Origin of the sequence: Algibacter amylolyticus, from assembly GCF_014202225.1 — a bacterium.
Classification (GTDB): Bacteria; Bacteroidota; Bacteroidia; order Flavobacteriales; family Flavobacteriaceae; genus Algibacter_B; species Algibacter_B amylolyticus.
Genome location: NZ_JACHGE010000002.1, coordinates 92,927 through 118,496, shown reverse-complemented (window position 1 = coordinate 118,496; position 25,570 = coordinate 92,927). Strand labels below are relative to the sequence as shown.

Here is a 25,570-nt window from a genome sequence, read left to right as displayed (position 1 = left end):
ATTTTAACGAACTTTGAACAAATCTTTAATATGTCCGATACACCTTCAAATATGCTTCCTTTACATACCGAAGCTCCAGATTTTTCTCTTTTCGATACCGTTTCTGGTTCTGTTTTAAACTTAAGTGAGTTAAAAGGCGAAACCGGAACTGTTATTATGTTTATATGCAACCATTGCCCTTTTGTTATTCATGTAAATTCTGAAATTGTTGCTACAGCAAACGCTTACGCGGAAAAAGGCATAGAGTTTATAGCCATTTCTAGTAATGATGCTGTTAACTACCCGCAAGACGCTCCAGATAAAATGACGATTCACGCTAAAAAAGAAAATTATCCATTTCCTTATTTATACGATGAAACTCAACAAATTGCAAAAGCTTATGATGCTGCTTGCACGCCAGATTTCTATGTGTTTAATGCTCAATTAAAATTAACTTATAGAGGTCAGTTGGACGATTCTAGACCAGGAAATAACATTAAAGTTACGGGTAACCATTTACGCCATGCTTTAGATTGTTTAGCAGAGAATAATGAAAACACCCAATTACAAAAACCGAGTATTGGTTGTAGTATTAAATGGAAAAGATAAAGCAAATTTCGTATCCAAAAAATGAAACTTTTAGTAAGATTTCTCAAACTTTAATTGCCAAATACCTATATGTTGCCATTCGCCAAATTTAAAACCTACTTCTTCTAAATGCGCAACCTTTTTAAAACCAAACTTCTCATGTAGTTTTATACTAGCGGCATTAGGAATAGTTAAAACACCAAGAACGGTATGGAACTTGGCTTCTTTTAAAAGCTTCAATAATTCAGCATAAAGTGTTGTACCTACTTTTTTACCATGAGCATTATGTTTTACGTAAACCGTAGACTCTACAACATAATGGTATGCGGGTTTAGGCCTAAACTTACTACCATAAGCATAACCTATAATGGTCTTATCTTCCTCAAAAACTATTATAGGATATTCAGCACTTATAGTTTCTAATTTATCTGTGAATGCATCTAAAGACAAGGCTTCAAGATCGAATGTTGCCGTGGTATTTAACACATAATAGTTATAAATATCTAGTAATTGTGGCGCATCATTTATATGAAAAGCTCTAACCATTTATAACCAACCTTTTCGTTTCATTACATTTTCAATATGTGCGTAATGATGGTTACTATGCCACGCATAAGCACCAATATTATAACTTAATAAAACTTCCTTATTAGTTTCAGGATGAATAAAACATGTATTTAAATCGGTTTCAGAAAATGTTTTTAATAAATACACCAACTTAAAATGTATAGCTCTTAAATGCTGTAAGGACATATCTATTGGAGCCAATTTAGAATCGATAAGTTCTGCCCAACGCTCTTCAAAATAAGCTTTAATAACAGGTTTATCTTCTGTTAATGCCCATTTAAAACGCGTGTAACTATGGTGATGACTGTCTGATAAATGATGAACAACTTGCCTAATAGTCCAACCTTCTGGTCTGTATTGGGTATCTAGTTGTTGCTCCGATAACTGTTTTACAAGATTTTCTAAACGGTTAGGAAAATGTTCTAAAATAGAAATCCAACTCTCAATATGTTGTTTTGAAATGTTTGTTGGGCAATCAAACTGCCCTATAGGATATTTAAGCTTTTGCAATTCTTGTTCTGTCATAGAAACAAATATAATTAATTGCTAAGAAACTTCGGCAAGTCTCTTTTCAACAAAGTTTAGAGCGTCGTGAATGGAATTAAAATGCTTAATTTTTTTAGGGAAAAATAGTTTCTCAATCATGGTATTTAAAATTCCAGATCTGTTTTGAGACACCACACAATAGGCTTTTAAATTATAGCTTTGTTTAAAAAACTTTAACCAATCCATAGCTTGAACCGAGTACGAATTTATTCTATTAGATATAAACACTAAATCGTCGCCTCTACTGCCCGTAGCAGAAAATACATCTTTAACTATTATTTCAGCATGTTCATCCCAACCAAAATCCACATCTTCCTTTACCTCCGAAACCACACAATTTTTAAATACAAAGACGTCTGCAAAAGAATAATTAAATTCTTTAAGCACTTCAGAATAAAATTCGGTTTCCTTTATACTTACCATCATGTTACTTATAATTTAGCAGTAAAATAAGTTTTTTTAATGACACAAAGTTTCATTATTAACTAAAATAAAGAAAAAGCATCTTATATAAGATGCTTTTTCGATAACCTGTATAATACTTAAGTTATATTTTAGCTTACGCCCATTAACTCAACATCAAAAATTAAAGTAGCATCTGGTGGAATAACGCCTCCAGCTCCTGCACTTCCGTAAGCTAAATGGCTAGGAATCACAAAACGTGCTTTATCGCCAACTTTTAATAATCCAATACCTTCATCCCATCCCGGAATTACTTGACCAACTCCTAATGGAAAATCTATTGGAGAGTTACGTTTGTAAGACGAATCAAAAACAGTTCCGTCAGATAATTGACCTTTATAATGCACAGAAACCGTTTGTCCTTTTTCTGCCTTTACACCATCTCCTTTTTGAAGAATTTGGTAACGTAAACCACTTTCAGTTTTATCAAAACCAGCAGCTAACTTGTTTAATTCTGCTTCGGCAGCGGCTTTAACGGCTGCTTCTCTTTTTTCTCTAGAGCCTTCAAAAGTTCTAAAAGCTTCAACAGGATTAAAAGCTTCGGCATCTGCTCCTACTCTTACAATTTCTAAACTATCAATTTTATCGCCTTGAGCAATAGCATCAACAACATCTTGTCCCGTAACAACTTTACCAAAAACTGTGTGTTTACCATCTAACCAAGCAGTTTCAACGTGCGTTATAAAAAACTGACTTCCGTTAGTTCCTGGTCCTGCATTAGCCATAGACAATACTCCTGGTCCGTCGTGTTTTAAATCTGGATGAAACTCATCGTCAAACTTATAACCTGGATTTCCTGCTCCAGACCCTTGTGGACATCCACCTTGAATCATAAAATCTGGAATAACTCTATGAAACTTTAAACCATCATAATATGGTGTTCCTTGAGGTTTAACCGAGTTTTCTAAGTTTCCTTCTGCTAAAGCAACAAAATGACCAACTGTTCCTGGTGTTTTTGTATACTCTAAGTTTACAAGAATTTCTCCTTTTGTAGTATTAAATTTTGCGTATAATCCGTCTTGCATTGTTCTAAATTTTAAGATGTGCAAAGATAGGAAAGTTAGTTAAAAGTTCTTACCAAAGGAATATAAGTTTTAGAAATGCTTAACATATCGCTTTCGCGGAAAGCATAGCGTACCAAAAACAAACTTCTTTACTCTTGCGTTGTATGTTTTTAAAATGAATTAAAAGAATAATTACTACTGAAGCTTAAAGTAAATCTTGTAAAGCTGGTTCTAAATAATTGTACTTAAAAGAAAATCCCCTATTTACTATATTTTTAGAACTTACCCGCTGACTTTCAAACAATAAAATGTGCATTTCTCCTAAAACCAACTTCATTATACCTTTTGGAATGTTAGGCATAAATAAAGGTCTAGATAAAACATTGGCAGCCGTTTTTGTTAACTCGGTATTAGAAACCGGGTTTGGAGCAACACCATTATAAACACCAGATAACTTATGTTCTAAAACATATAAAAACAGGTTTGCTAAATCTTGAATATGAATCCATGACTGCCATTGCTTACCCGAACCAAATGCAGAACCTACGCCTAATTTTATAGGTTTAACCATTTCCTTAAGCGCACCACCTTTGTTTGATAACACAAGGCCAATCCTGATTTTAGAAACGGGAATATTTAGCGCTTCAAAGCCATCGATAGCTTGTTCCCAAACCGACACGACTTGCCCTAAAAAGGATGTGCTAATTTCGCTCGAAGATTGATCGTAATACTTTGTTAGCGAATCGGGATAAATACCAATAGCACTCGCCGAAACCACATGTTTAACAGTATGTTTTATAGATTTTAATGTACTTATTAATAAAGTTATAGTCTCTGTTCTACTAGAAAGAATTACTTTTTTGTAGCTGGACGTCCACCGTTTAGAAATCGTTGCTCCTGCTAAGTTTATTATAGCATCGACACCATCAAAGCAACTTGAGTCGATCTCTTTTGTTTTAGGATTCCAATAGAACCCTTTATAATTTTCTTTTTGGACAATTTTAGATTTACTAGTTGTTAAATAGTTGACTTTTATCTCCTTTTCGTGGCAAAGTTTAACTATTTCACCACCAACTAAACCTGTAGCTCCTGTTATTAAAACACGCATTTTTCTTTTTTTATTAAAGTTACAAAATGCATAATCAATGTACTAATGTTTTATATAAGGTTTAACACATTTAAGGGACGAAGATGGGAGTTGGAAGATTGAAGACGGAAGACGGAAGACGGAAGACGGAAGACGGAAGACGGAAGACGGAAGACGGAAGACGGAAGACGGAAGACTAAAAGCTATAAAAACATCTCGTTACAGCACTGAGCCACAAAAGAAAAGTAGAATAAAGAATAAAACCCCAAAAACACTTTATTATCGCCAGCCCACTGAGTATTGTTTACTGAAGACTACTTACTAGCTCTTAACATTTCGCGTTTTCCTGGAGGTCCGGGTAGTCTTTCTACCTTAAACCCTACAGCTTGCATAGCTCTACGAACGCTACCCTTAGCCGAATACGTTACCAAAACACCTTTTGGCTTTAAGGCTTTAAACATGATTTCGAAAATATCTTCTGTCCATAACTGGGGTTGAACACGTGCTCCAAAGGCATCAAAATAAATGATATTATATTCCTCAACATCCTTTATTTTCGAAAAAAATTGCTGCCGCTTAGTTAATGTAAAGTCATCGTGTATTTTATGAGCTTCTTCCCAAGTGGTGCTATGAAGCTTATTGAAAAGTATATCGCTGTTTTCGGTTTGTAATGAATTGGTATAATTAAGTGCATCGATTTCCTGAGGAGAAACTGGGTAAGCTTCCACACCCGTATAATTTATATGTAAGCCTAGTTTTTGCGCTTCTATTAGGGTAATAAAAGCATTAAGACCAGTACCAAATCCAATTTCTAGAATGCCTATATTTTTAGATTCTGAATCTGCTTCTTTACTGCAATATAATGTATTGTAATGCTGTAACCCATGTTTTATAAATACATGATTAGCCTCTTGTATAGCGCCATGTATGGAATGGTATTGCTCGTTCCATTCTGGAATTTGTATGGTGGTCGAGCCATCGCCTGTTATTATTATTTCGCGTTTCATGGGGTTATAGTATTGATATTATAATTATATTTTTTAATACTCGCTTCTATTTTGATGTTTGCATGACCCAATGATAGCAAATAAATAGAACTGACAGGTTGAGCATAGGTTTTAGCAAAAGGTTGCGTTAGGGATTGGAATGAAAAGCCCACAGCCCGACGTAGGAGGCGCGAGGACTTGTAATGAAAAGCGCGACCCTTGTGGTAACGCCCAAAATATTATTAGATTATTTCGCCACTAAAACGCCATCCGCCTCGAAAGAATATGTACGTTTCGGAGTGGTTATTGCAGCTATATCTTGAGGTGATTTTCCAGCGTCTTCGGCGTAATGCCTTTGCTCATCGACAGAAACCTCGGTTACAAATGCCTTTCCGTTTATTATAACTTGCTTACCCTTAATGTCTTTGGGTACAAAAAAACCGTAGTCTTTAAATTTTACCATGACCTCGTTTTGGTCGTCTAAATTTAAACGCATCCAACAGCCTTTGGCTTGACAAACATCGTTAACCGTTGCTATAATTTTAGAGTTAATACTATCGCCACTTTTCATGGTTTTATAATGTGCAGCCATAGAAGTTGCCGCAATAGCATCGTTAGGAATTATGACTTCTCCGAATGATGCATATTCTACTTTTTCTTGTTTTGCTGTGTTTTTAACCTCTTCCTTAGTTTTATTATTGCAAGAAATTAACATTAAAACGCATATTATTACTAAAGAAATTGACTTCATAGAACAAATATTTCGATTTTATTGGATTTGTGTAAATATACCGCTTTTTTAAAAACGTTTTTCTTTAAATTTGTATTAACAAATAACTTGGAATATGAATTCTATAATCAACGACATCGAGATTATAAAGACGAAAACTTCGAAAATTAACGAGGTAGATTTTGACAACTTAAAGTTTGGAAGTGTTTTTTCTGACCATATGTTAGAATGCAATTTTAAAGACGGAAAATGGCAAGCGCCAAAAGTGCTGCCTTACCAACCTATTGTGTTGGATCCATCGGCTAAAATTTTTCATTATGGGCAGTCTATTTTTGAAGGCATGAAGGCTTATAAAGATGTGGATGAAAATGTCTGGTTATTTAGACCATTAGATAATTTTAAGCGTTTGAATATTTCGGCTAAACGTTTGGCAATTCCTGAATTACCTGAAAACTATTTTATGGATGGTTTAAAGGCACTTTTGGAGGTTGACCAAGAATGGATTCCTAAAAAAGATGGAAGCTCGTTATACATAAGACCATTTGTATTTGCTTCTGGTAATGGTTTTCATGCATCGCCTGCCGATGAGTATAAATTTATTATTTGTACTGCGCCTTCTGGGGCTTATTTTGCTGGTGAAGTTCGTGTTTTAATTGAAGAAAAATACTCGCGCTCTGCTAATGGTGGAGTTGGTTTTGCTAAGGCTGGTGGTAACTATGCTGGTCAGTTTTACCCAACGCAATTGGCTATTGATAAAGGTTACCAACAGGTAATTTGGACCGACGATAATACACACGAGTATATTGAAGAGGCTGGTGCAATGAATATTTTTATTCGTATTAACGATACTTTAATTACAGGACCTACAAGCGATAGAATTCTTGATGGTATTACGCGTAAAAGTATTATTGAACTTGCTAAAAAGGAAGGTATAAACGTTGAAGTTAGAAAAATAACGGTTAGCGAAGTGGTTGAAGCTGCCAAAAACGGATCGTTAAAAGAAATGTTTGGAGCTGGTACTGCTGCTGTAATTTCGCCAATAGCCGGATTTGGTTATAAGGATGCAGATTACGAATTACCAAAGCTTGATGAAACTTACGCTAGTTTCTTGAAAAAACGTATTACAGATATACAAACTAATAAAGCCGAAGATATTTTTGGATGGCGTTATCAAGTTTAATCTAAAACAATAACTCAAAGAAAAAGCCTCTAAAAATAATATTTTAGAGGCTTTTTTAATTTTTTAATTCTGAATAATAGATTTTAAAAGCTAGCTTACTTCTCTCTGTTAAGTCTTACCGATGCCGCTCCAATTAATGGTCTTACTCCGTTTAAACCATTATCTGTATAACTTGCTTTAAGCACCAATACATTATCGTCTTTTGAAGTGCTTGGTGTTATACTTCCTTCTTGAGGTAATGATTTTTTATCACCACTATTTTTTACCAACGACATAATATAAGTTGCTATTTGTCTTGTTTCATCGCTAGAAATACTTGGATGTATAGGCATCATAACTTCGCCCCAAACGCCACCGCCACCATTCACAATTTTATTTTGCAAATACGGAATAATTTTTTTCTGGTGTTTATATTTTTGTGCTACGGCTAAGTAACTTGGCCCTATTGATGCTTCTTTTTCTTTGTGGCAGGCTTTGCAATCCATAGCTTGAGTTAAGGCTTTACCTGTAATTTCGGCAGAAACTTGTTGATGTCCAAGTGCTACATTAGCTTCGTCCAAGCCTTCTAAATAATCAACCGACACAAAAATATTATCAGGATTAACATCTGTATTGCCATCGGGATCGGTTACTGTTACTTTATACTTTATAGGTTTCCCCGAAGTAAAGGTTGATGTGTTTCCATCCAACAAATCGACATTAACTACTGGTGTTGAATTTCCTGCAACTATTGAAGATAAATTGGTATGCGTTATGCCGCCTTTATCATCCTTAACATCTAAAGCAACGTTGTACTCACCAATATTGTTGTAAGTATAAGTTATTTCAGCCTCTGTGGTTTCTTTGGTTTCCCCATTACCTAAATCCCACAAATAAGTCATACTATCGCCATCGCGATCTATAGCTTTGGCTTTAGCTGTAACGGTTAAAGGTACGGTTCCAGAATTTTTATTTACTGTTACAGTTTCAATTACTGGCGGTCTATTACCCGCATTAAAGGAAATATAGCCTAAAGACGAGTTTAAGTTATGGCTGTACCATCCACTACCATACTCTAAAATATATAGTCTTCCATCTGGACCAAGTTCCATGTCCATAGCAGAATTAATTTCTACATTTGGAGCAAAAGGTTCCATTTTATTAAAACTACCATCTTCAAAATTGGTTATAGCCATCATCCAACCACGTACCCAATCGTATACAATAACCTTACCATCGTAGTATTTTGGTAATCCGCCACCGTTAGGAAACAAATCTGAATAATAGGTTGGTCCAGCCATAGCATTTCGGCCTCCAGTACCTAATTGCGGAAAATCTCCAGACTTAGCATATGGATAATACACAAAAGCAGGCATTGCTTCTGGTAATATTTTAAGTCCTGTATTGTTTCTTGAATCGTTTACGGGTTTACTAGGATTAAAGGTAACACCACTTTCTCCTGTTTCATAATCATAATCTACATACGGGATATTATTGGCTATAAACAGCGGCCATCCAAAATTACCTGCTTTTTGTGCTTGCCCAAACTCATCGTAACCTTTTGGTCCACGATTTTTAAAATCGTCTTTTCTAGAGTCTGGACCTACTTCGCCCCAATATAAATAGCCTTTTTTAGGATCTATGGAAATACGGTATGGATTACGGTGTCCCATGGTATAAATTTCTGGCTTTGTTTTTTCAGTGCCTTCAGCAAACAAATTGCCTTCTGGAATGCTGTAGCTACCATCTTCATTCACTTTAATTCTTAAAATCTTACCTCTTAAATCGTTTGTGTTTCCTGATGAACGTCTGGCATCATATTGCTCATGCCCTGGTATATCGTTTAATGGCGCATAGCCACTACTTACGTATTCTACATTTTTCTCGTTAAAAGGTGTTGTATTATCTCCGGTTGAAAGATATAGTAATCCATTAGCATCAAATGCAATAGAACCTCCTGTATGGCAACAAATTTCTCTATCTGAATTGACGTCTAAAATAACTTGCTCTGATGCCATATCAAATACATCATCCTTAAACTTAAATCGAGATAAGCGGTTTACCCATGCATCACCTGTTGGGCTATAATACACGTAAATCCAATTATTGGTAGCGTAATTAGGGTCTTTCTGCAAACCCAAAACACCTTCTTCTGCGTTTACTTTAGGTGTGTGTAATGTTCTATCGTACACATCTAAATTAGCTACATCTATTAATTCTTTTGTGGCTTCCTTATATAATTTAATTTTACCTCTACGTTCTGCAACAAGTACATCGCTATTTGGCAGAACCGTCATTTCTGTAGGTTCAAAAAAATCACCTTCTTTTAATGTTACTTTCGAAAAACGATCGGCATCTGGAGGAATTTGAGTCGTAGATTTGCTATAATCTAAGTTTTCATTTTTTCCGATTGCATATTGAATACCTCCTAAAATATGCTTTAAGAAATCTGGTTCTTCAAAACTTTCAGCAGTATGCCCTCCACCAGTGTAAAATGCGCGTCCTCCATCATACTCATGATACCAAGCAATAGGATGAAAATCGCCATTTTCTCCACCTTTATAAGACGACTCATCCAGCGTTAATAACACATTAACATCTGGATTCATGTTTTTGTAGTTATACAATTCATCGGTTCTATGCCATATAGTATCTTTTAAATGCTTGTTTGCTATAAAATTTTTATCTTTTACAATAAAATCGGCTTCTGGAGTGCCTCGTGGATGACTTAAAAATTGAGCACCCGCTAATTTTGTATACCAACCCCAATCGTATTCCGTATCGGTTGCTGCATGAATACCAACGTAACCTCCACCTGCTTGAATGTATCGCTCGAAAGCTGCTTCTTGTTTATTGTCTAAAACATTTCCTGTAGTACTTAAAAATATTACGGTACTATAGTTTTTTAGATTATCGTCGGTAAATAAATTGGCGTTTTTTGTAGTATCTACATCAAAACCAACCTCTGAGCCAAGTTTTTTAATAGCCGCTATTCCTGCTGGAATTGATTTGTGTTTGTAACCCGAAGTTTTTGAAAACACTAACACTTTTGCTACACCATCTCTTTTATTACTGCAACTGCTGATAATAAAACCGAATACAATAATTAAAACAACAACAATTTTTTTCATTTAAAATATATTTATAATCATTAACGAGTTCATATGTATTTATAATTAAGTTATAAATTTACTTATCTAAAATAGATTTTATATTTGGTTTAAAATAATTAGGCCCCTTTAAGACTTTGCCGTCTTCTCGATAAATAGGCTCGCCATTTTCTCCTAATTTACTCATGTTACTGCGCTGTATTTCCTCAAAAACTTCTTCAATTTTATATTGCATGCCGTGTTCTATTATAGTACCACATAAAATGTAAAGCATATCGCCTAAAGCATCTGCTACCTCAACTAAATCGTTGTTATTTGCGGCTTCAAAGTACTCCTCATTTTCTTCTTTCATTAAGTTGAAACGTAAGGTGTTTTTGTCTGTCCCTAAATCGGCCTTTGGAGTTTCTCTGTGCCCTATTTTAAAAGCGGTATGAAATGCTTTTACATCCTCGATTTTATTTTTCATAAATACTTTTTTTTGTCTTTTACAATACGTGGAAATATTTGTTTATTCATTCCCACAAATACAAATAGTTATAAGGAGGGAATCTCACGAATATTCTATAAATTTGCATAAAAGTAACTATATGTTTAGTAAAGGTCAAATCATTTTCGGAATTATTTTCTTCATAGTGTTCGCTATTGTTATTGCCTACACTTACCGAAAGGACTTTAAACTACATAAGCGTTTTTATAGCGGTAGTATTTGGATTTTAGTTGCCTTCATTGGTTTTATATTAATGATTTCGGCTATAAAGTTTTTCTTTAAATAGACCTTTTCTACCTGTTTAAATACTATTCATCGATTATATTATTAGTTGAAAAACATTTTGTTTTAAATTAAAAATCTCCCTTAGATTATTTTTTAGCATAGGTGGTTTCGCCTCCTATTTTTTTGTGTATGCTAAACTTAATAATCTTAATTATGAAACAACTTTTACTTTCTAAACATTTTCAATTTTTTCGAAACATAAACTTAATATTAAATTCACTCTATTTACCTTAAATTCTTTTAGCTTACCGAAATAACTAAAGTGAAATTCAAAACGATTTTATTATTGCCACGCTCTATTAAAAAACACAAACACACTATTATTCAGTACATTAAAATATTCTTAAACAAAATCCCTCATGTAGCGGTTTTCTATTTTAATATTTATTGTATGTTTGAAAGCTATAATTAACCAAACCAATTAAAAATGAAAAAACTAAATTTAAATCTTTTAGTATTATTAATTTTAACTATTCCAAACCTAGTTAAAGCCCAAAGTTATGTTGGGCATTCCGTAGACAATTATTCAGGTGTACACGGATTAATTTCAAACCCATCCAATGTAGTAGACTCTAGAGTTAAAACCGATGTAAACTTGTTTTCTGCAAGTGTTTTTGGCGGAAGTGACTACTTCGGAATAAATGTAGGCGATGTAATAAAATCTGATGGCGGTTTCGATTTTGAAGCTGATGCTGAAAAGTTTCCATCTAATGCTAACAATTTCTTTTTAAATGCCGATATATTAGGCCCTTCGTTTATGTTTAACCTTACTCCAAAAAGCAGTATTGGTATGGTAAGCAGAGTTCGTGCCTTTTTTAATATTAATAATATTAGCGGAGAACTTTATGAAAACTTAGCCGATAATTTTGATACCGATGAAGATTTTATTTTTGACTCCCAAAACCTAACAGGAACCATACATGCTTGGGCCGAAGTAGGCTTAGTATATGGTCGCGTACTTATGGATAAAGAACAAAACTTCCTAAAAGGTGGTGTAACTTTAAAATACCTGCAAGGTGCAGGAGGCGTATTTATAAACAGTCCTAGCTTTACGGGTAATTACAACGCTACTAACGAAACCCTTACTACAACAGGATCTCTACAATATGGTATAAGTCAAGACTTTGATAATGACGATATTGAATTTAACAATTTAACATCTGGTTTTGGAGCCGATATAGGTTTTACTTATGAGTTTAGACCAAGAACCGATTTAGATTCTTTAACAAAAAAGCATAATAAATATAAATTGAAAATTGGAGCTTCAATAACCGATATAGGGTCTATAAATTACAAAGAAAGTGTTGTAACCACTTATGATTTAAATGCTACAGCAGATGCATCAGATTACGATGAGGATACTGAAGATTTTTTAGATGATAATTACACAAGCACCGAAGAAACTATTGCTCAAAAAATAAACCTACCTACGGCGTTTCACTTTTTAGCAGATTATAACATAAAGAATAAACTTTTTGTAAGCTTACAAACTAATTTATCGTTAGTAAAGAAAAACACCGCAAGTGGTAATAACATTATTAATTCTGTAACCATAGCGCCTCGTTTAGAAACCAAGTGGTTTAGCATCTATTCACCAGTAAGCTTTAGGCAATATGGAGATTTTGCTTGGGGTGGTGGCATAAGATTAGGACCATTAATGGTTGGTTCTGGATCAATACTATCTAATCTACTTTCCGACACTACAAAAACCACAGATGTTTATTTAGGTTTAAAAATTCCTATATACCAATAAACTAAAACATTATAAATATTTAAAATCCCCTTTAATGGGGATTTGTTATTTCGAAATTAAACTTAGTTAGAGTTGCAATAACCTATAATATGACAGCAATAAAACCGATTATAAAAAAAATGTATTTTTTACACGCAACCTTTTAAAGTTATTAGCATCTAGTAATTACTAAACCATACTAAAATGAATATTATATTAATTATTAGTGCTCTAATTGTTTTTAACGTCATCCTATTAGTTTTTAGTGTAAATAAAAAAACGGAGCCTTAATTACCCTTTTTTATCGATGACTTTTTTATGTTTTTGCGATGTATTTTAAGCATACATTCGTAAACGTTATAAATATCTTTTTAAAACTTTATTCTTTACTTATTTTTAAATATAATTCTATTTTTTTAGTGTTAATAAATACCGTAAACACTAATTTAAACAAGGTGTTTTTTTTGGCTTCATCTATTTATTTTAGCCATAGTTACATCAATTATTAAACGAAGTAAAACCTTAAATCGGCAATCTATCCATCGGCTTTATTTAGTGATTTTTCTTAAAATTCTTTTAAGTAGTAAAAATCATTATATTTGATTATTAAAATCTCTCAAATAATTAATATGAAGGCTGCTAAATACATTTTATTTTTACTACTAATTGCTATAATTGGTTTAGCCATTTATATTGCTGTGCAGCCTAATAATTTTGAGGTTTCACGAACAAGAACTATTAATGCTCCTGCAGCAGTAATTTATAATAACGTTATAGATTTTAAAAATTGGGAAGCTTGGTCGTCTTGGGCAGAAGCAGATCCAGAAATGACCATTACACTTGCCGAAAACACTAAAGGTGTTAATGGCGCTTACTCTTGGGAAGACAAAGATGGTATTGGAACCATGAAAACTACAGAAACCTTACCAAACCAATCGATACAACAAGAAATGCAATTTGCAGATTTTCCTGCATCGGATATTTCGTGGTTATTTAAATCGAATGAAAATGGATCTACCGATGTAACTTGGACTATAACCGGCAAAGATTTACCTTTTGGGTTTAAAGCCTTCGCAACTTTTACGGGCGGTATGGAAAAACAAATTGCACCGCATTACGAGCGTAGTTTAGAAAAACTAGATAGCATTGTACAAGAAAGCATGAAGGTTTACACCATTAATATTGATGATATAACCGAGTATGGTGGCGGCTTTTACTTGTATAAAACCACATCGGCAAACAAAACAAACATAAGTCGAGTAATAGGTAAACAATTTGGCGAAATTATGAAGTTTATGTCTCAAAACCATATTGTTGCCAATGGCATGCCGTTTACCATTTATAATGAAATGAATACCGAAAACGGTAGTGTAATAATGAGTAACGCTATACCTGTAAGAGACCGTGTTATTGTAAACGACACTAGCGAGGTATTATGTGGCTACATACCTAAAACAACAGTTTTAAAAACAACATTAAAAGGCAACTACACCAACTTACCAGAAGCTTGGACATCTGCAATGGAGTATTTGGCTGCTAAAAACCTTGAACAGTCAGATTTAAAACCTTTTGAAATTTACGCCAACGATCCTGGTGAATTTCCTAATCCGGCCGATTGGATTACAGAAATTTATATCCCAATAAAATAACATATGAAAAACATTTTATTGGTTTTTTTAGGTGGTGGTTTTGGTAGTAGTTTACGTTACATTATTGGAAAATACCTAAACAACCCCGAAACAGGAATTCCTTATGGCACTTTTGCTGCCAATATTTTAGGAAGCTTATTAATTGGTATTTTTTTAGGATTAGCGGCAAAAAACAATGCCCTATCTCAAAGCCATACGCTATTGCTAGCCACAGGCTTTTGCGGTGGCTTTACAACCTTTTCTTCCTTTGCTTACGAAAACCATGTGTTTTTAAAATCTGGAGATTTTACAAGTTTTGCTGTGTATACTATTGCTAGTTTTGTTATTGGCTTTTTGGCGGTATTTGCAGGGATGTATTTGGTTAAATAAACACTTGACTTTGTAAAAAATTTCGAATAACTTCGTTTAACGTCGGATATAAAACATTGTAGTTTATATTTAAGAAAAAAATAATTATGAAAAAACTTCTACTGATTTTATTGATATTTCAGATTTCTTATTCACAATCAAATTTAAATTTACCGATTTCAGATTATGAACTAAACTTTAAATCTTTAACTCCTATTTCAAACATATATGTCTATAAAAATGGAGATGTCTATTTAGAAAAAGAGAAGACTAGAATTTCAGATTTAGGAATGACACTATTTGAAACTAAAAATGAATTTCCAATTCAAAATCAAAGATTTATTCAAGTTCATCTTTTAGCAGATAAATCTACAGATTTTGAGATTATTGATTCTATAAAGACTCAAATGAGTAGTGCGAGACTTCATTTATATTATAGAACAAATCATATTGAGGATGTAACAAAAGGAATTAATTGGAGAAATCATAGTTCTTTAAAATATTTTGAAATTAAAGAAAAAGAGCCCGAAAGTAACAGCGAATCAGACTTTTTTGAAATAGTGACAATTAAAAACCCTATAGAACTTCAAATCAATGAAGAACTATACAGCCTTAATTTGGATAAGGCTAAAGAATTGATTAAAAAAATCAAATATGCAAATATTAGATTTATTAATAAAAATAGAATTAAAATTAATAACATTAAAGTTAGAATTAACGATTCACAAAAAATATTTGATATAATTTCAAATTATGATATTCTATTTATTCGATTTAAAGATAAAATGACTTATAACGATTATATCACTCTAATTACATCAATTAAGGATGTTTATAAAATCTTAAGACAAGAATCTAAAGAAAAACCTGTTTTTGAAATATCATTTGAGTTAGAAAAAGAATTAAAGAAAAATGATTTCAAATTATAAAAATACAAACTACAACAACGTACAAAATTAATTGCTTGGTTAGAGCACATTTACGAAAGTCCTCACGGACTTTCTTTGCTCGGGAATTATTTACTAAATTTATAGCCTAAACACACAACTAAATCTTGTACAAGCCCGTTAAACGAACCATCCAAAACTCATAAGATAATTAACCCTTATTAAACGCCTTAACCCCTGCTTCTACTCTAGTTTTTAAATAATTTTTTCTTGGCACTATAGGGCAAGAATACTTATCGTTATAAGCACAATATGGATTGTAAGCCTTATTAAAATCGATTTGCATGGTATTGCCTTTTGGTATTCTGGCATCTAGATAACGGCCGCCACCGTAACTTTCTAGCCCGTTAGTTTCATCTAAAAAAGGTAAAAACAAATAGTCTTCGAAGCCTTCTGTTTCAATGAGTCCTTGATTTTGGTATATATTTAATTTAAATGCTTCTCCTTTTAAACTAAAACTTAACTCGCCGTATTTTACATAAATTGGTCGGTGGTCTGTTGTGGTTTTCATTTTAAAAGTTTTTTCGTTTGGTGTTCTTTTAAAATTGGCGGTTACCACATAGGTAGAATCGAACTTAAAAAAATCTAAGCCTTTAAAGTTTTTTCTATCCTTGTCTTTTAAGGGTGATTTACTGGCATCCTTATACTCTGCATTCAATTCTTTTTGAAATTCGGTTTCGCCTTGTATTGGGCGTTTATCTTGAGCGCAACTTGTGCAAACTACAAATAGAGCTAGTAATGCCAACCATTGGCCTTTACTTTTAACTGGCTGAAATACCCGCGTTAGGGATTGCAGCAGAAAGCCCACAGCCCGACGTAGGAGGTGCGAGGACTTGTAGCGTAAAGCCCGCCCCTTGTGGTAACGCCCAAATAATTTTAGGCTTGCGGCTTGGTTACTTCCTATGGATTTAAGCATTAGTTTATGGGGTTTAATGTTGGGTTTAGATTTGTGTTATAGGATTGTAATAAATCGGTTGAAAAGGTGTTAAAGGTTTCGGGATCTGAAAATGACTTAATTTTTTCGGGATCGAAATTGCCCTGTAAATAATAAGCCGTAGTTTCGGTGGCAGTGCTATTAAAAATAATAGCGTGGGTTACTACAGCGCCTAATTCTACCACAGAAATAATTCGGGTATTATCGACTTCGTTTTGCCTAAATATATCGGTATAGCCACTATTTGTTACAGCATTCATTTCATCGATTAGCGTGTTGCGTTTTAGTGCGTTTGTGTTTTGGAACTTTATGTATTTAAAATCTGAAATATTACCAATGGCATTTTTTACCTCGGGCGATATGTTACTTAAAACTGCCTTCATAAAATTTGGTACTTGAAAGGATGTTGCTCCCATATCGGCCTTATGATTATTATAAAAGCTTTGAAAACTACTACCACAAGATACCAGTAGAATACTTAACAGGAGAACTAAACGTATTCGTTTCATTTTTAAAAATTTACGATTATAAAATGCAAGTTAAAATTATTTTACCTAGATTTGAAGTATAAGAGAAATTAAAATGCGTAATAACGTCACTATTTATACAAAGCAATGGACTTCTTGTTTAAAGACAGGTTGTTGGGCTAGTTATATATTGTGTTGATGTTTATATAAGATATTACAATATTAAAAAGTCCGACTTCGCAGTCGGACTTTTTATTTTTAAACCAAACATAAATCCATTTAAATATTTAGAAAAAGTACATCTAGAACTCATGAAAAAATTATTACACAATTACATTGAAACGTTTAGAGGCCTCTCGGAAGAAGTTTGGTGGCTCGCATTAATTACGCTTATAAACAGGGCTGGAACTATGGTAATTCCTTTCTTGTCGTTGTATTTAACCGAAGATTTAGAGTTTTCGTTAACCCATGTAGGTTCTATAATGATGTGTTTTGGATTAGGTTCTGTGGCGGGCTCATGGTTAGGTGGCAAACTTACCGATACTATTGGCTATTATAAAGTAATGGTTAGAAGTTTAATTGGTACTGGCATTCTATTTATAGCCTTACAGTTTTTAACCACTTTTTATGCCTTTTGTTTGGGTATATTTTTGGTTATGTTGGTCGCCGATATGTTTCGTCCGGCTATGTTTGTGGCATTAAGTGCTTACAGTAAACCCGAAAATAAAACACGAAGTGTAACCCTTATTAGGTTAGCCATAAACTTGGGGTTTTCGGCAGGACCTGCAGTTGGCGGTATTATTATAACAACCTTAGGTTATAGTGGTTTATTTTGGGTAGACGGCATTACATGTATACTTGCTACAGTTGTGCTTTTTAAAGTTTTAAACCCTAAAAAAATTACGGTGTTAGATAATGTGGTAGTGACTAATCCTGATTCGGCGTATAGAGACAAAGCATTCGTTATTTTTTTAGTTGCCATGTTTTTATTTGGTGTTATATTTTTACAATATTATTCTACCATGCCTATTTATTACAGAGAAGTGCATATGCTATCTAAACTAGATATTGGCTTGCTATTAGGTGCTAATGGCTTTTTAATTTTCTTGTTAGAAATGCCGCTTATAAAATGGTTGGAAAACAGTAAGTTTTCTAAAACAGACCTCATGATATTTGGTGCTTTATTAACCGCATCGAGCTTTATTATTTTAAACAGCACAACATGGTCTGGTATATTAATTATTGGTATGTTTTTAATGACTATTGGCGAAATGATTGCCTTTCCGTTCTCTAATGCCTTTGCTATGGAACGGGCTAAAAAAGGGAACCAAGGCGAGTATATGGCATTGTATTCCATAGCGTTTTCTATGGCGCATATTTTTGGTCATAAAGCCGGTATGCAAATGGTTAACGATTGGGGATTTGATAACACCTGGTATATGATTACAGCTATTGGTACTTTTTGTGTTATATTATTACTAATTTTAAAAAGTCATTTAAATTTAAAAGTAAAATTATTAAAATGAAAGATGTTATAATTATAGGTGGTGGCCCGATTGGAATTGCTTGTGCCTTAGAGTGTAAAAAAAGAAACTGGAATTATGTTATTATTGAAAAAGGCGCACTTACCAACTCACTTTTTAATTATCCTAAAAACATGACGTTTTTCTCGACTTCTGAGAAATTAGAGATTGACGATATTCCGTTTATAAGTAATAACCCGAAGCCAAACCGAGATGAAGCTTTGGAGTATTACAGGCGCGTAGCAACCTCAAACCAAGTAAATATTAACTTGTTTGAAACCGTTGAAACCCTAAAAAAAACAGGAACACATTTTACAGTAAACACCAATAAAGCCAATTACTACACAAAGCATATTATTTTGGCTACTGGCTTTTACGATATACCCAATCTATTAGATGTGCCGGGTGAAGACTTACCAAAAGTAACACACTATTACAAAGAAGCGCACCCTTACGCTATGCAACATAGTGTGGTGGTTGGTGCCAGTAACTCATCGGTAGATGCGGCATTAGAAATTTACAGAAAAGGCGGTTATGTAACCATGATAGTTCGTGGCAATGCTATTGGGCAACGTGTAAAATATTGGGTAAGACCAGATATTATAAACCGTATTGAAGAAGGCAGTATAAAGGCGTATTTTAATTCTGAAATCACCGAAATTAAAGCCCATGAATTAACGTTTAAATCGCCTGAAGGTTTAAAAACGATTCAAAATGATTATGTAGTGGCGCTAACAGGCTACAAACCAAATTTCGAGCTCTTAAATCAGTTAGGAGTTTCACTTAGTAACGATGATAAAAAACGACCGGAATATAACCCAGAAACCATGGAAAGCAATATTCAGGGTGTGTATTTAGCTGGTGTAATTTGCGGAGGAATGGAAACCCATAAATGGTTTATTGAAAATAGCCGTATTCATGCGAAACAAATAGCAACGCATATTGAAAAGACTTTAAATCAATAAAAAATGAACCTAAATTAGATTACAATACCTTCTTTAGATTTAGAAAAAGCAGTAGAATTCTATTAAACTTTAAGGTTGAAACTTATTGTAGTTGAAATCTCGAATTTATATGTTGCTAGGAAAAACAGAAACAATCCGCCTTGGCGTTTATAACAAACCACTATTTTATAGGAATGATACCTTTCTGTTTAACCACTCTAGACAATACAATTTGGGTTTTAGATTCGCCGTAAGTAATAAGTTGGTCTATAAAAGATTCTAAATGCTTTTGATTTTTTAAAACCACTTCCATAACAATGTTTTCATCTCCAGTTATGCGATAGCAATTTATAACCTCATCGTAGGTTTTAACCTTATCTAAAAAAGGCTTTAATTTCCCCATAAAGGCACGCAATGTAATAATAGCTTTAAATTGATATCCCATTTCGTAAGGCGAAATAATGGCCTTATAATCTTCAATAATTCCAAGATCTTCCATTTTTTTTATCCGTTCGGAAACAGCAGGCGAACTAATGCCAACTTGCCTACCAATTTCGGCATTGGAGAGTCTTGCATTTAGCTGTAAACAGCTTAGAATCTTACTGTTAATCGAGTCTACTTTCATTTAAAGGAAAATTAACACAAATAAATTAAAATTTAAAGCAAATATACGGTTTTACTTTAAATTGTAAAGTCAAATGTCATTTCTTGTGAGTAATTTTGGTACAATTGCTATTAGAAAAAGATTATGTTACACAATACCCCACCAAATCTATCGGATTTACCGGTTTATCAAAAAGCACTTGAGATTTTCGCCCTATCTCAAAACATATCCACGTATCTCAATCACGACCTATCTAATTTAAAACCAGATGGTTCAGAAGATAATGATATTTATTTTTCTGGAGATATTGTACAACAGTCCGTTTCATTAGTTCCTGAAATTTTGAATGCTGAAAGGGAGCGTTACTCAGATAGGAAGCATAGACATCTTGCTACTCTTAAAAGGTTAACCAATAAACTTTACAAAAACTCTTATAGATTAGAACGTTCTAACAGTAACGGAAAAGATTTTTTACCGATTCTTAGAAGCGAATTGAAAAAATTTAAAAAGCTACAAAGTAATTGGATACTCACTTTGTAATTATATTCTAGACTTACTTAATGACACATTTTACAATCGGCTTTGTCTTTAACTTCGCCTACTAAAAAGCCATCATCGTTAATTACAAAATCACAACAATCCACAAAGCCTTGAGCTATTAGTTTTCTGCCACGTTGTATTTGAGATTTTACAGTAGGTAGTGGCAATTGCAGTTGCTCTGCAACCTCCTGTTGCTTAAATCCTTTTACATCGCTTAAAAATAATGGATCTCTGTACTTTTTAGGTAAACTTTTAATAATACCACGTAAGCAATCGGCCTCGGAGTGTTCTAGTTTTTGTTCTTCAAAAATAAAATCTTCATCGGTGGTTTCGTAAACCAACTTTTTACTTTTAAAATAATCTAAAACCGTATGTCTGGCTATAGAAAATAACCAAGACTTCATTTTATTGTCGTCTTTTAAAGTATTGAGCTTAGTATGTACTTTTATAAAGGTTTCCTGCACCAAATCATCTGCAATAGTAGTATCCTTTACTTTACTTAAAATAAAGTACTTAATATCGTTTGCATGTAAGGTCCAAATATCTTGAGTATTCATAACTAATTATTAAAAACAACGCTAATTGTAGTATAAAGTTACTAAAATTAGCGTTGTTATTACTGGATTTAAGTCTTACTTAACAGTTGCAATTTGCACAAGTACAATTCTCGCAAGTACAATTTTTACAATTTCCTTTAGAGCAGCCTTCGCAGTTGCAAGTACAATCTTTATTTTTCATGATATCTAATTTATAGGTTCATATAATAGACGAGTTCATTCTAAAAAAGATGCAAAATAATTGAAGTTTTTTTTTAAAACTGAAGTATTGAGCTCATAGCAAGTATTAAAATGGATGAATTCAGACTTTATAATTAAGCTTTAAATTTTACTGAATTTTTGCCCACAGCCCTCTATACAAGGATACCAAAGAATTAAATTTCCACTAGTAGGTAAATCAAAATATACTCTTGCTGATTTTGAATTACAAGTATTCGGAATTATTTCACCATCATTTTGTGCATCAGAATCTGTAATGAGATTATAAGTCCCTGTTTCTTCATCTCCTACGTCATTCGACATGTAACATAACACACCATTAACTGTTACTGTACCATCACTAAGAAATTCGATGACACGGTTGCTAGAAACGGGCTGAAATGTTCCACTACCATCTCCAGGATCTGCATATTGCTCAATAAGTTTCCATTTACCAACGAGTCCAGTTTCATCTTTTGGCTCACTATCATCTGATGAGCAACTAGAAATTACAACGAGTAAAACGATACATAAATATTTTTTCATTCTATATGAATTTAACCTTTACTTTATAGATGAATACTTTTCGAAAAGGTTGCGTAAGCCGTTTATTTAAATAGATAACGTTATAAACTCGGGATAAGCGATTCACACACTTTTTGCTAGGGCAAAAAGTGGTTCTCTGCTTACATATTTCTGCGGTACTGCCCGCCTACTTCAAATAATGCTGAAGTAATTTGCCCTAAAGAACACACCTTACAAACTTCCATTAAGGCTTCAAAAATATTTTCGTTATTAATGGCTTTATGTTGTAAATCTTTCAATAATGCTTCAGAATCATTTGCTTTATGAAGGTTGTTAAGGGTTTGTATTTGAAACTCTTTCTCTTCTTCGGTAGCTCTTATAACTTCCGCAGGTAAAACCGTTGGCGACCCTTTACTACTTAAAAAGGTATTTACACCTATAATTGGAAACTTGCCATTATGTTTTAAGGTTTCATAATACAAACTTTCTTCTTGAATTTTTGAGCGCTGATACATGGTTTCCATAGCGCCTAAAACCCCACCACGTTCGGTAATTCTATCGAACTCCAACAACACAGCTTCTTCAACTAAATCGGTTAATTCTTCAATTATAAACGATCCTTGTATTGGATTTTCGTTTTTTGCTAATCCTAATTCTTTATTTATTATAAGTTGAATAGCCATAGCACGACGCACAGACTCTTCGGTTGGCGTTGTTATCGCTTCATCGTAGGCATTGGTGTGCAATGAATTACAGTTGTCGTAGATAGCGTATAACGCCTGAAGTGTGGTACGAATATCGTTAAAATCAATTTCTTGAGCATGTAAACTTCTTCCTGAAGTTTGAATGTGATATTTAAGCATTTGCGCTCTAGCATTAGCCCCATATTTGTGCTTCATGGCTTTTGCCCAAATTTTTCTAGCTACACGCCCAATAACCGCATATTCTGGATCGATTCCATTTGAGAAAAAGAAGGACAGATTAGGACCAAACTTATTAATATCCATGCCTCTGCTTAAATAATATTCTACGTAAGTGAAACCATTGGATAACGTTAATGCTATTTGAGTTATTGGGTTCGCTCCTGCTTCAGCTATATGATAACCAGAAATAGAAACGCTATAAAAATTACGCACATTATTTTCAATAAAATATTCTTGGACATCGCCCATTAAACGGAGCGCAAATTCCGTTGAAAAAATACAGGTGTTTTGTGCTTGGTCTTCCTTTAAAATATCGGCTTGAACGGTTCCTCTAACTTGAGCAATGGTGTTCTTTTTTATTTCGGAATAAATAGCTTCTGGCAATACCTGGTCTCCGGTAACACCTAAAAGCATTAATCCTAAACCATTATTCCCTTCTGGTAAATTACCATTGTATTTAGGTCGCTCTTTGCCGTTATAAATCTTAGCAATTTTAGCTTCAATTTCTTGCTCTAAGTCGTTTTCAATAATATATTTTTCGCATTGTTGATCTATGGCTGCATTCATAAAAAAACCAAGTAACATGGGAGCAGGCCCGTTAATGGTCATACTTACCGATGTCATAACATCAGCTAAATCGAATCCAGAATACAACTTTTTAGCATCGTCTAAACAACAAATAGATACACCGGCATTTCCTATTTTTCCGTAAATATCTGGACGGTAATCGGGGTCGTTTCCATATAGTGTAACACTATCAAAAGCAGTAGATAGACGTTTAGCTGGCAGACCCGCGCTTACATAATGAAAACGCTTATTTGTACGCTCTGGACCGCCTTCGCCAGCAAACATTCTAGCAGGATCTTCGCCCGTTCTTTTAAAAGGATATAATCCTGAAGTATATGGAAATTCTCCTGGAACATTTTCTTGTAAACACCATCTTAAAATATCGCCCCAAGCTTGGTATTTTGGCAACGCCACTTTAGGTATTGCTGTGTGCGATAAGGATTCGGTATGCGTTTCAATTTTTATTTCTTTATCTCTTACCTTAAATGTATAAATTGGATTTTTATATTTATTTACTTTCTCGTCCCAACCCGTTATTACCTCCCAGTTATAAGGATCTAAATCTAGCTTAACTCTATCAAATTCAGCAATAAGAAGCTTTACAAACACCTTATTATCCGCTTTAATTTGTTTTAGAATGACTTCACTATTCAAGCCGTGTTTATCAAGTAGCGTTTGCTTTGTTGCAGTGATACTTATATTAAGGACGGATTCTAAGGTTTTATAAATACCGTATAATTTTTGAGCCACTTCAACTTGCGTATCTGCTTTTTTATCGTAAGCTCTATTACTTTCGGCTATTTCAGATAAATAACGCGTTCGTGATGGAGGAATAACAAAAATCTTTTCGCTCATTTCGTTTGAAATGGTGAATGTCGATTTTAAATCGGCATCTGCTTTTTCAACCAATTTATCCATAACCGCTTTGTAAAGCGTATTCATTCCTGGGTCGTTAAATTGAGATGCTATGGTTCCAAAAACAGGTAAATCATCTTGATGCACATCCCAAAGATTATTGTTACGCATGTATTGTTTCTTCACATCGCGTAAGGCATCAAGCGAGCCTCTTTTATCAAATTTATTTATGGCTACCAAATCGGCAAAATCAAGCATGTCAATTTTTTCTAATTGTGTAGCAGCACCAAATTCTGGAGTCATTACATATAAGGACACATCAGAATGTTCAATAATTTCTGTATCCGATTGTCCAATACCAGAAGTTTCAAGAATAATTAAATCGTATTCGGCAGCTTTTAAAACTTCAACAGCTTCATTAACATGTTTAGATAGTGCTAAATTAGATTGACGTGTAGCCAAACTTCGCATATACACTCTATTATTGTTAATGGAGTTCATTCTAATTCTATCTCCCAATAAAGCACCTCCTGTTTTTCTTTTAGAAGGATCGACCGAGATAATTCCCACTGTTTTATTAGGGAAATCTATTAAAAACCGTCTTACCAACTCATCTACCAAACTCGATTTACCAGCACCACCAGTTCCTGTAATTCCTAATACAGGTGTTTTTGATGTTTTATTTATAGCATGAATAGTATCTAAAATATCTTTTGCTACTTCAGGAAAATTTTCAGCAGAAGAAATAATACGTGCAATATCCTTTGAATCTTTATTTTTTAAATAGTTTAAATCAACATTTACTTTGTCGCCAATAGCAAAATCAGAACGCTCAACCAAATCGTTAATCATGCCTTGCAATCCCATTTCACGACCATCGTCTGGTGAATAAATTCGTGAAATACCATATTCCATTAACGCTTTAATTTCTGAAGGCAAAATAACGCCACCGCCACCGCCAAAAATCTTGATATGTTGTGCACCCTTTTCTTTTAGTAGGTCGTACATATATTTAAAGTACTCATTGTGTCCACCTTGATAGGAAGTAAGGCAAATGGCATTTACATCCTCTTGAATGGCGGTATTTACAACCTCTTCTACACTTCTATCATGTCCTAAATGAATCACCTCAACTCCAGTAGCCTGAATAATACGACGCATAATGTTTATAGAAGCATCATGACCATCAAAAAGTGATGCGGCGGTAACAATTCTAACTTTATGTTTTGGCTTATATATAGTTTGTTGGTTCATTCGTAAAGATTAT

The 25,570-nt window shown here is 33.7% G+C and carries 24 protein-coding genes; 9 read left to right on the top strand and 15 right to left on the bottom strand.

The window, feature by feature from the left end; genetic code table 11:
* The first annotated feature begins 30 nt into the window (after positions 1-30).
* Positions 31-588: a thioredoxin family protein gene (locus HNQ90_RS05550; RefSeq protein WP_144116891.1), complete on the top strand. Its 558-nt coding sequence runs from the start codon at positions 31-33 to the stop codon at positions 586-588.
* Positions 589-618: 30 nt separating this feature from the next.
* Here HNQ90_RS05550 and HNQ90_RS05545 read toward each other — a convergent pair whose 3' ends face one another.
* The 7 genes from HNQ90_RS05545 to HNQ90_RS05515 form a co-directional block, all read right to left on the bottom strand.
* Positions 619-1,113, bottom strand: coding sequence for a GNAT family N-acetyltransferase (locus tag HNQ90_RS05545; RefSeq protein WP_144116890.1), 495 nt, complete (start codon positions 1,111-1,113; stop codon positions 619-621).
* Positions 1,114-1,659 (bottom strand): YfiT family bacillithiol transferase, encoded by a 546-nt coding sequence (locus HNQ90_RS05540; protein ID WP_144116889.1) that lies wholly within the window; start codon positions 1,657-1,659, stop codon positions 1,114-1,116.
* Positions 1,660-1,680: 21 nt separating this feature from the next.
* The gene (locus HNQ90_RS05535; protein ID WP_144116888.1) at positions 1,681-2,106 is read right to left on the bottom strand and encodes a hypothetical protein; all 426 of its coding nucleotides are present in this window, start codon (positions 2,104-2,106) and stop codon (positions 1,681-1,683) included.
* A gap of 128 nt (positions 2,107-2,234) precedes the next feature.
* Positions 2,235-3,167 carry a peptidylprolyl isomerase gene (locus HNQ90_RS05530; protein ID WP_144116887.1) on the bottom strand — a complete coding sequence of 311 codons (933 nt, stop codon included), beginning with the start codon at positions 3,165-3,167 and terminating at the stop codon, positions 2,235-2,237.
* 184 nt (positions 3,168-3,351) lie between these two features.
* The gene (locus HNQ90_RS05525) at positions 3,352-4,254 is read right to left on the bottom strand and encodes a TIGR01777 family oxidoreductase (RefSeq protein WP_144116886.1); all 903 of its coding nucleotides are present in this window, start codon (positions 4,252-4,254) and stop codon (positions 3,352-3,354) included.
* A 293-nt stretch (positions 4,255-4,547) separates the two neighbouring features.
* On the bottom strand, positions 4,548-5,240 hold the full coding sequence (gene mnmC2 / locus HNQ90_RS05520) for a tRNA (5-methylaminomethyl-2-thiouridine)(34)-methyltransferase MnmC2 (RefSeq protein WP_144116885.1): 693 nt from the start codon (positions 5,238-5,240) through the stop codon (positions 4,548-4,550).
* 226 nt (positions 5,241-5,466) lie between these two features.
* Positions 5,467-5,970, bottom strand: a complete 504-nt coding sequence (locus HNQ90_RS05515; RefSeq protein WP_144116884.1) for a DUF4920 domain-containing protein — start codon at positions 5,968-5,970, stop codon at positions 5,467-5,469.
* 94 nt (positions 5,971-6,064) lie between these two features.
* On the opposite strand from HNQ90_RS05515, the gene HNQ90_RS05510 reads away from it, so the two are divergent.
* Positions 6,065-7,129, top strand: a complete 1,065-nt coding sequence (locus tag HNQ90_RS05510) for a branched-chain amino acid aminotransferase (protein WP_172625889.1) — start codon at positions 6,065-6,067, stop codon at positions 7,127-7,129.
* A 95-nt stretch (positions 7,130-7,224) separates the two neighbouring features.
* Here the strand turns inward: HNQ90_RS05510 and HNQ90_RS05505 are convergent, their stop codons facing one another.
* Together HNQ90_RS05505 and HNQ90_RS05500 are read right to left on the bottom strand one after the other, a co-directional pair.
* Positions 7,225-10,239 (bottom strand): ThuA domain-containing protein, encoded by a 3,015-nt coding sequence (locus HNQ90_RS05505; RefSeq protein ID WP_144116883.1) that lies wholly within the window; start codon positions 10,237-10,239, stop codon positions 7,225-7,227.
* A gap of 58 nt (positions 10,240-10,297) precedes the next feature.
* Complete coding sequence (locus HNQ90_RS05500; RefSeq protein ID WP_144116882.1) at positions 10,298-10,684, bottom strand: pyrophosphohydrolase domain-containing protein; 387 nt, start codon at positions 10,682-10,684, stop codon at positions 10,298-10,300.
* A gap of 733 nt (positions 10,685-11,417) precedes the next feature.
* Here HNQ90_RS05500 and HNQ90_RS05495 point away from each other — a divergent pair.
* The 4 genes from HNQ90_RS05495 to HNQ90_RS05480 all read left to right on the top strand — a co-directional run bounded on the left by HNQ90_RS05495 (position 11,418) and on the right by HNQ90_RS05480 (position 15,648).
* On the top strand, positions 11,418-12,743 hold the full coding sequence (locus HNQ90_RS05495; protein WP_144116880.1) for a DUF5723 family protein: 1,326 nt from the start codon (positions 11,418-11,420) through the stop codon (positions 12,741-12,743).
* A 578-nt stretch (positions 12,744-13,321) separates the two neighbouring features.
* Positions 13,322-14,371: an SRPBCC family protein gene (locus HNQ90_RS05490; protein ID WP_241678377.1), complete on the top strand. Its 1,050-nt coding sequence runs from the start codon at positions 13,322-13,324 to the stop codon at positions 14,369-14,371.
* Positions 14,372-14,374: 3 nt separating this feature from the next.
* On the top strand, positions 14,375-14,740 hold the full coding sequence (gene crcB, locus HNQ90_RS05485; RefSeq protein ID WP_144116879.1) for a fluoride efflux transporter CrcB: 366 nt from the start codon (positions 14,375-14,377) through the stop codon (positions 14,738-14,740).
* A gap of 86 nt (positions 14,741-14,826) precedes the next feature.
* Positions 14,827-15,648, top strand: coding sequence for a hypothetical protein (locus tag HNQ90_RS05480; protein ID WP_144116878.1), 822 nt, complete (start codon positions 14,827-14,829; stop codon positions 15,646-15,648).
* Between the two features lie 169 nt (positions 15,649-15,817).
* Here HNQ90_RS05480 and HNQ90_RS05475 read toward each other — a convergent pair whose 3' ends face one another.
* Positions 15,818-16,411 (bottom strand): DUF1684 domain-containing protein, encoded by a 594-nt coding sequence (locus tag HNQ90_RS05475; protein WP_172625902.1) that lies wholly within the window; start codon positions 16,409-16,411, stop codon positions 15,818-15,820.
* A 170-nt stretch (positions 16,412-16,581) separates the two neighbouring features.
* Positions 16,582-17,109 carry a DUF4252 domain-containing protein gene (locus tag HNQ90_RS05470; protein ID WP_144116876.1) on the bottom strand — a complete coding sequence of 176 codons (528 nt, stop codon included), beginning with the start codon at positions 17,107-17,109 and terminating at the stop codon, positions 16,582-16,584.
* Between the two features lie 269 nt (positions 17,110-17,378).
* On the opposite strand from HNQ90_RS05470, the gene HNQ90_RS05465 reads away from it, so the two are divergent.
* Complete coding sequence (locus HNQ90_RS05465; RefSeq protein WP_144116875.1) at positions 17,379-18,593, top strand: MDR family MFS transporter; 1,215 nt, start codon at positions 17,379-17,381, stop codon at positions 18,591-18,593.
* On the top strand, positions 18,590-19,555 hold the full coding sequence (locus HNQ90_RS05460) for a YpdA family putative bacillithiol disulfide reductase (RefSeq protein WP_144116874.1): 966 nt from the start codon (positions 18,590-18,592) through the stop codon (positions 19,553-19,555). The genes HNQ90_RS05465 and HNQ90_RS05460 overlap by 4 nt, the downstream gene beginning before the upstream one ends.
* A 160-nt stretch (positions 19,556-19,715) precedes the next feature.
* On the opposite strand, the gene HNQ90_RS05455 is transcribed toward HNQ90_RS05460, so the two are convergent.
* On the bottom strand, positions 19,716-20,159 hold the full coding sequence (locus HNQ90_RS05455) for an Lrp/AsnC family transcriptional regulator (RefSeq protein ID WP_144116873.1): 444 nt from the start codon (positions 20,157-20,159) through the stop codon (positions 19,716-19,718).
* 123 nt (positions 20,160-20,282) lie between these two features.
* On the opposite strand from HNQ90_RS05455, the gene HNQ90_RS05450 reads away from it, so the two are divergent.
* Positions 20,283-20,678 (top strand): hypothetical protein, encoded by a 396-nt coding sequence (locus HNQ90_RS05450; protein ID WP_144116872.1) that lies wholly within the window; start codon positions 20,283-20,285, stop codon positions 20,676-20,678.
* A 17-nt stretch (positions 20,679-20,695) separates the two neighbouring features.
* Here the strand turns inward: HNQ90_RS05450 and HNQ90_RS05445 are convergent, their stop codons facing one another.
* The 3 genes from HNQ90_RS05445 to HNQ90_RS05435 form a co-directional block, all read right to left on the bottom strand.
* The gene (locus HNQ90_RS05445; RefSeq protein ID WP_144116871.1) at positions 20,696-21,235 is read right to left on the bottom strand and encodes a sigma-70 family RNA polymerase sigma factor; all 540 of its coding nucleotides are present in this window, start codon (positions 21,233-21,235) and stop codon (positions 20,696-20,698) included.
* A gap of 321 nt (positions 21,236-21,556) precedes the next feature.
* Entirely contained in the window at positions 21,557-21,979 is a 423-nt protein-coding gene (locus HNQ90_RS05440) for a hypothetical protein (RefSeq protein WP_144116870.1), read from the bottom strand.
* A 140-nt stretch (positions 21,980-22,119) separates the two neighbouring features.
* On the bottom strand, positions 22,120-25,557 hold the full coding sequence (locus HNQ90_RS05435) for a methylmalonyl-CoA mutase family protein (RefSeq protein ID WP_144116869.1): 3,438 nt from the start codon (positions 25,555-25,557) through the stop codon (positions 22,120-22,122).
* Positions 25,558-25,570: the final 13 nt, after the last annotated feature.

Bases quoted from the DNA above. Each gene is read 5' to 3' on its own strand.
- HNQ90_RS05455 (WP_144116873.1), bottom strand. From the start codon at position 20,159: ATGAAAGTAGACTCGATTAACAGTAAGATTCTAAGCTGTTTACAGCTA.
- HNQ90_RS05460 (WP_144116874.1), top strand. From the start codon at position 18,590: ATGAAAGATGTTATAATTATAGGTGGTGGCCCGATTGGAATTGCTTGT.
- HNQ90_RS05450 (WP_144116872.1), top strand. From the start codon at position 20,283: ATGTTACACAATACCCCACCAAATCTATCGGATTTACCGGTTTATCAA.
- HNQ90_RS05535 (WP_144116888.1), bottom strand. From the start codon at position 2,106: ATGATGGTAAGTATAAAGGAAACCGAATTTTATTCTGAAGTGCTTAAA.
- HNQ90_RS05545 (WP_144116890.1), bottom strand. From the start codon at position 1,113: ATGGTTAGAGCTTTTCATATAAATGATGCGCCACAATTACTAGATATT.
- HNQ90_RS05550 (WP_144116891.1), top strand. From the start codon at position 31: ATGTCCGATACACCTTCAAATATGCTTCCTTTACATACCGAAGCTCCA.
- HNQ90_RS05445 (WP_144116871.1), bottom strand. From the start codon at position 21,235: ATGAATACTCAAGATATTTGGACCTTACATGCAAACGATATTAAGTAC.
- HNQ90_RS05465 (WP_144116875.1), top strand. From the start codon at position 17,379: ATGAAAAAATTATTACACAATTACATTGAAACGTTTAGAGGCCTCTCG.
- HNQ90_RS05470 (WP_144116876.1), bottom strand. From the start codon at position 17,109: ATGAAACGAATACGTTTAGTTCTCCTGTTAAGTATTCTACTGGTATCT.
- HNQ90_RS05480 (WP_144116878.1), top strand. From the start codon at position 14,827: ATGAAAAAACTTCTACTGATTTTATTGATATTTCAGATTTCTTATTCA.
- HNQ90_RS05505 (WP_144116883.1), bottom strand. From the start codon at position 10,239: ATGAAAAAAATTGTTGTTGTTTTAATTATTGTATTCGGTTTTATTATC.
- mnmC2 (WP_144116885.1), bottom strand. From the start codon at position 5,240: ATGAAACGCGAAATAATAATAACAGGCGATGGCTCGACCACCATACAA.
- HNQ90_RS05530 (WP_144116887.1), bottom strand. From the start codon at position 3,167: ATGCAAGACGGATTATACGCAAAATTTAATACTACAAAAGGAGAAATT.
- crcB (WP_144116879.1), top strand. From the start codon at position 14,375: ATGAAAAACATTTTATTGGTTTTTTTAGGTGGTGGTTTTGGTAGTAGT.
- HNQ90_RS05525 (WP_144116886.1), bottom strand. From the start codon at position 4,254: ATGCGTGTTTTAATAACAGGAGCTACAGGTTTAGTTGGTGGTGAAATA.
- HNQ90_RS05495 (WP_144116880.1), top strand. From the start codon at position 11,418: ATGAAAAAACTAAATTTAAATCTTTTAGTATTATTAATTTTAACTATT.
- HNQ90_RS05440 (WP_144116870.1), bottom strand. From the start codon at position 21,979: ATGAAAAAATATTTATGTATCGTTTTACTCGTTGTAATTTCTAGTTGC.
- HNQ90_RS05500 (WP_144116882.1), bottom strand. From the start codon at position 10,684: ATGAAAAATAAAATCGAGGATGTAAAAGCATTTCATACCGCTTTTAAA.
- HNQ90_RS05435 (WP_144116869.1), bottom strand. From the start codon at position 25,557: ATGAACCAACAAACTATATATAAGCCAAAACATAAAGTTAGAATTGTT.
- HNQ90_RS05540 (WP_144116889.1), bottom strand. From the start codon at position 1,659: ATGACAGAACAAGAATTGCAAAAGCTTAAATATCCTATAGGGCAGTTT.
- HNQ90_RS05515 (WP_144116884.1), bottom strand. From the start codon at position 5,970: ATGAAGTCAATTTCTTTAGTAATAATATGCGTTTTAATGTTAATTTCT.
- HNQ90_RS05510 (WP_172625889.1), top strand. From the start codon at position 6,065: ATGAATTCTATAATCAACGACATCGAGATTATAAAGACGAAAACTTCG.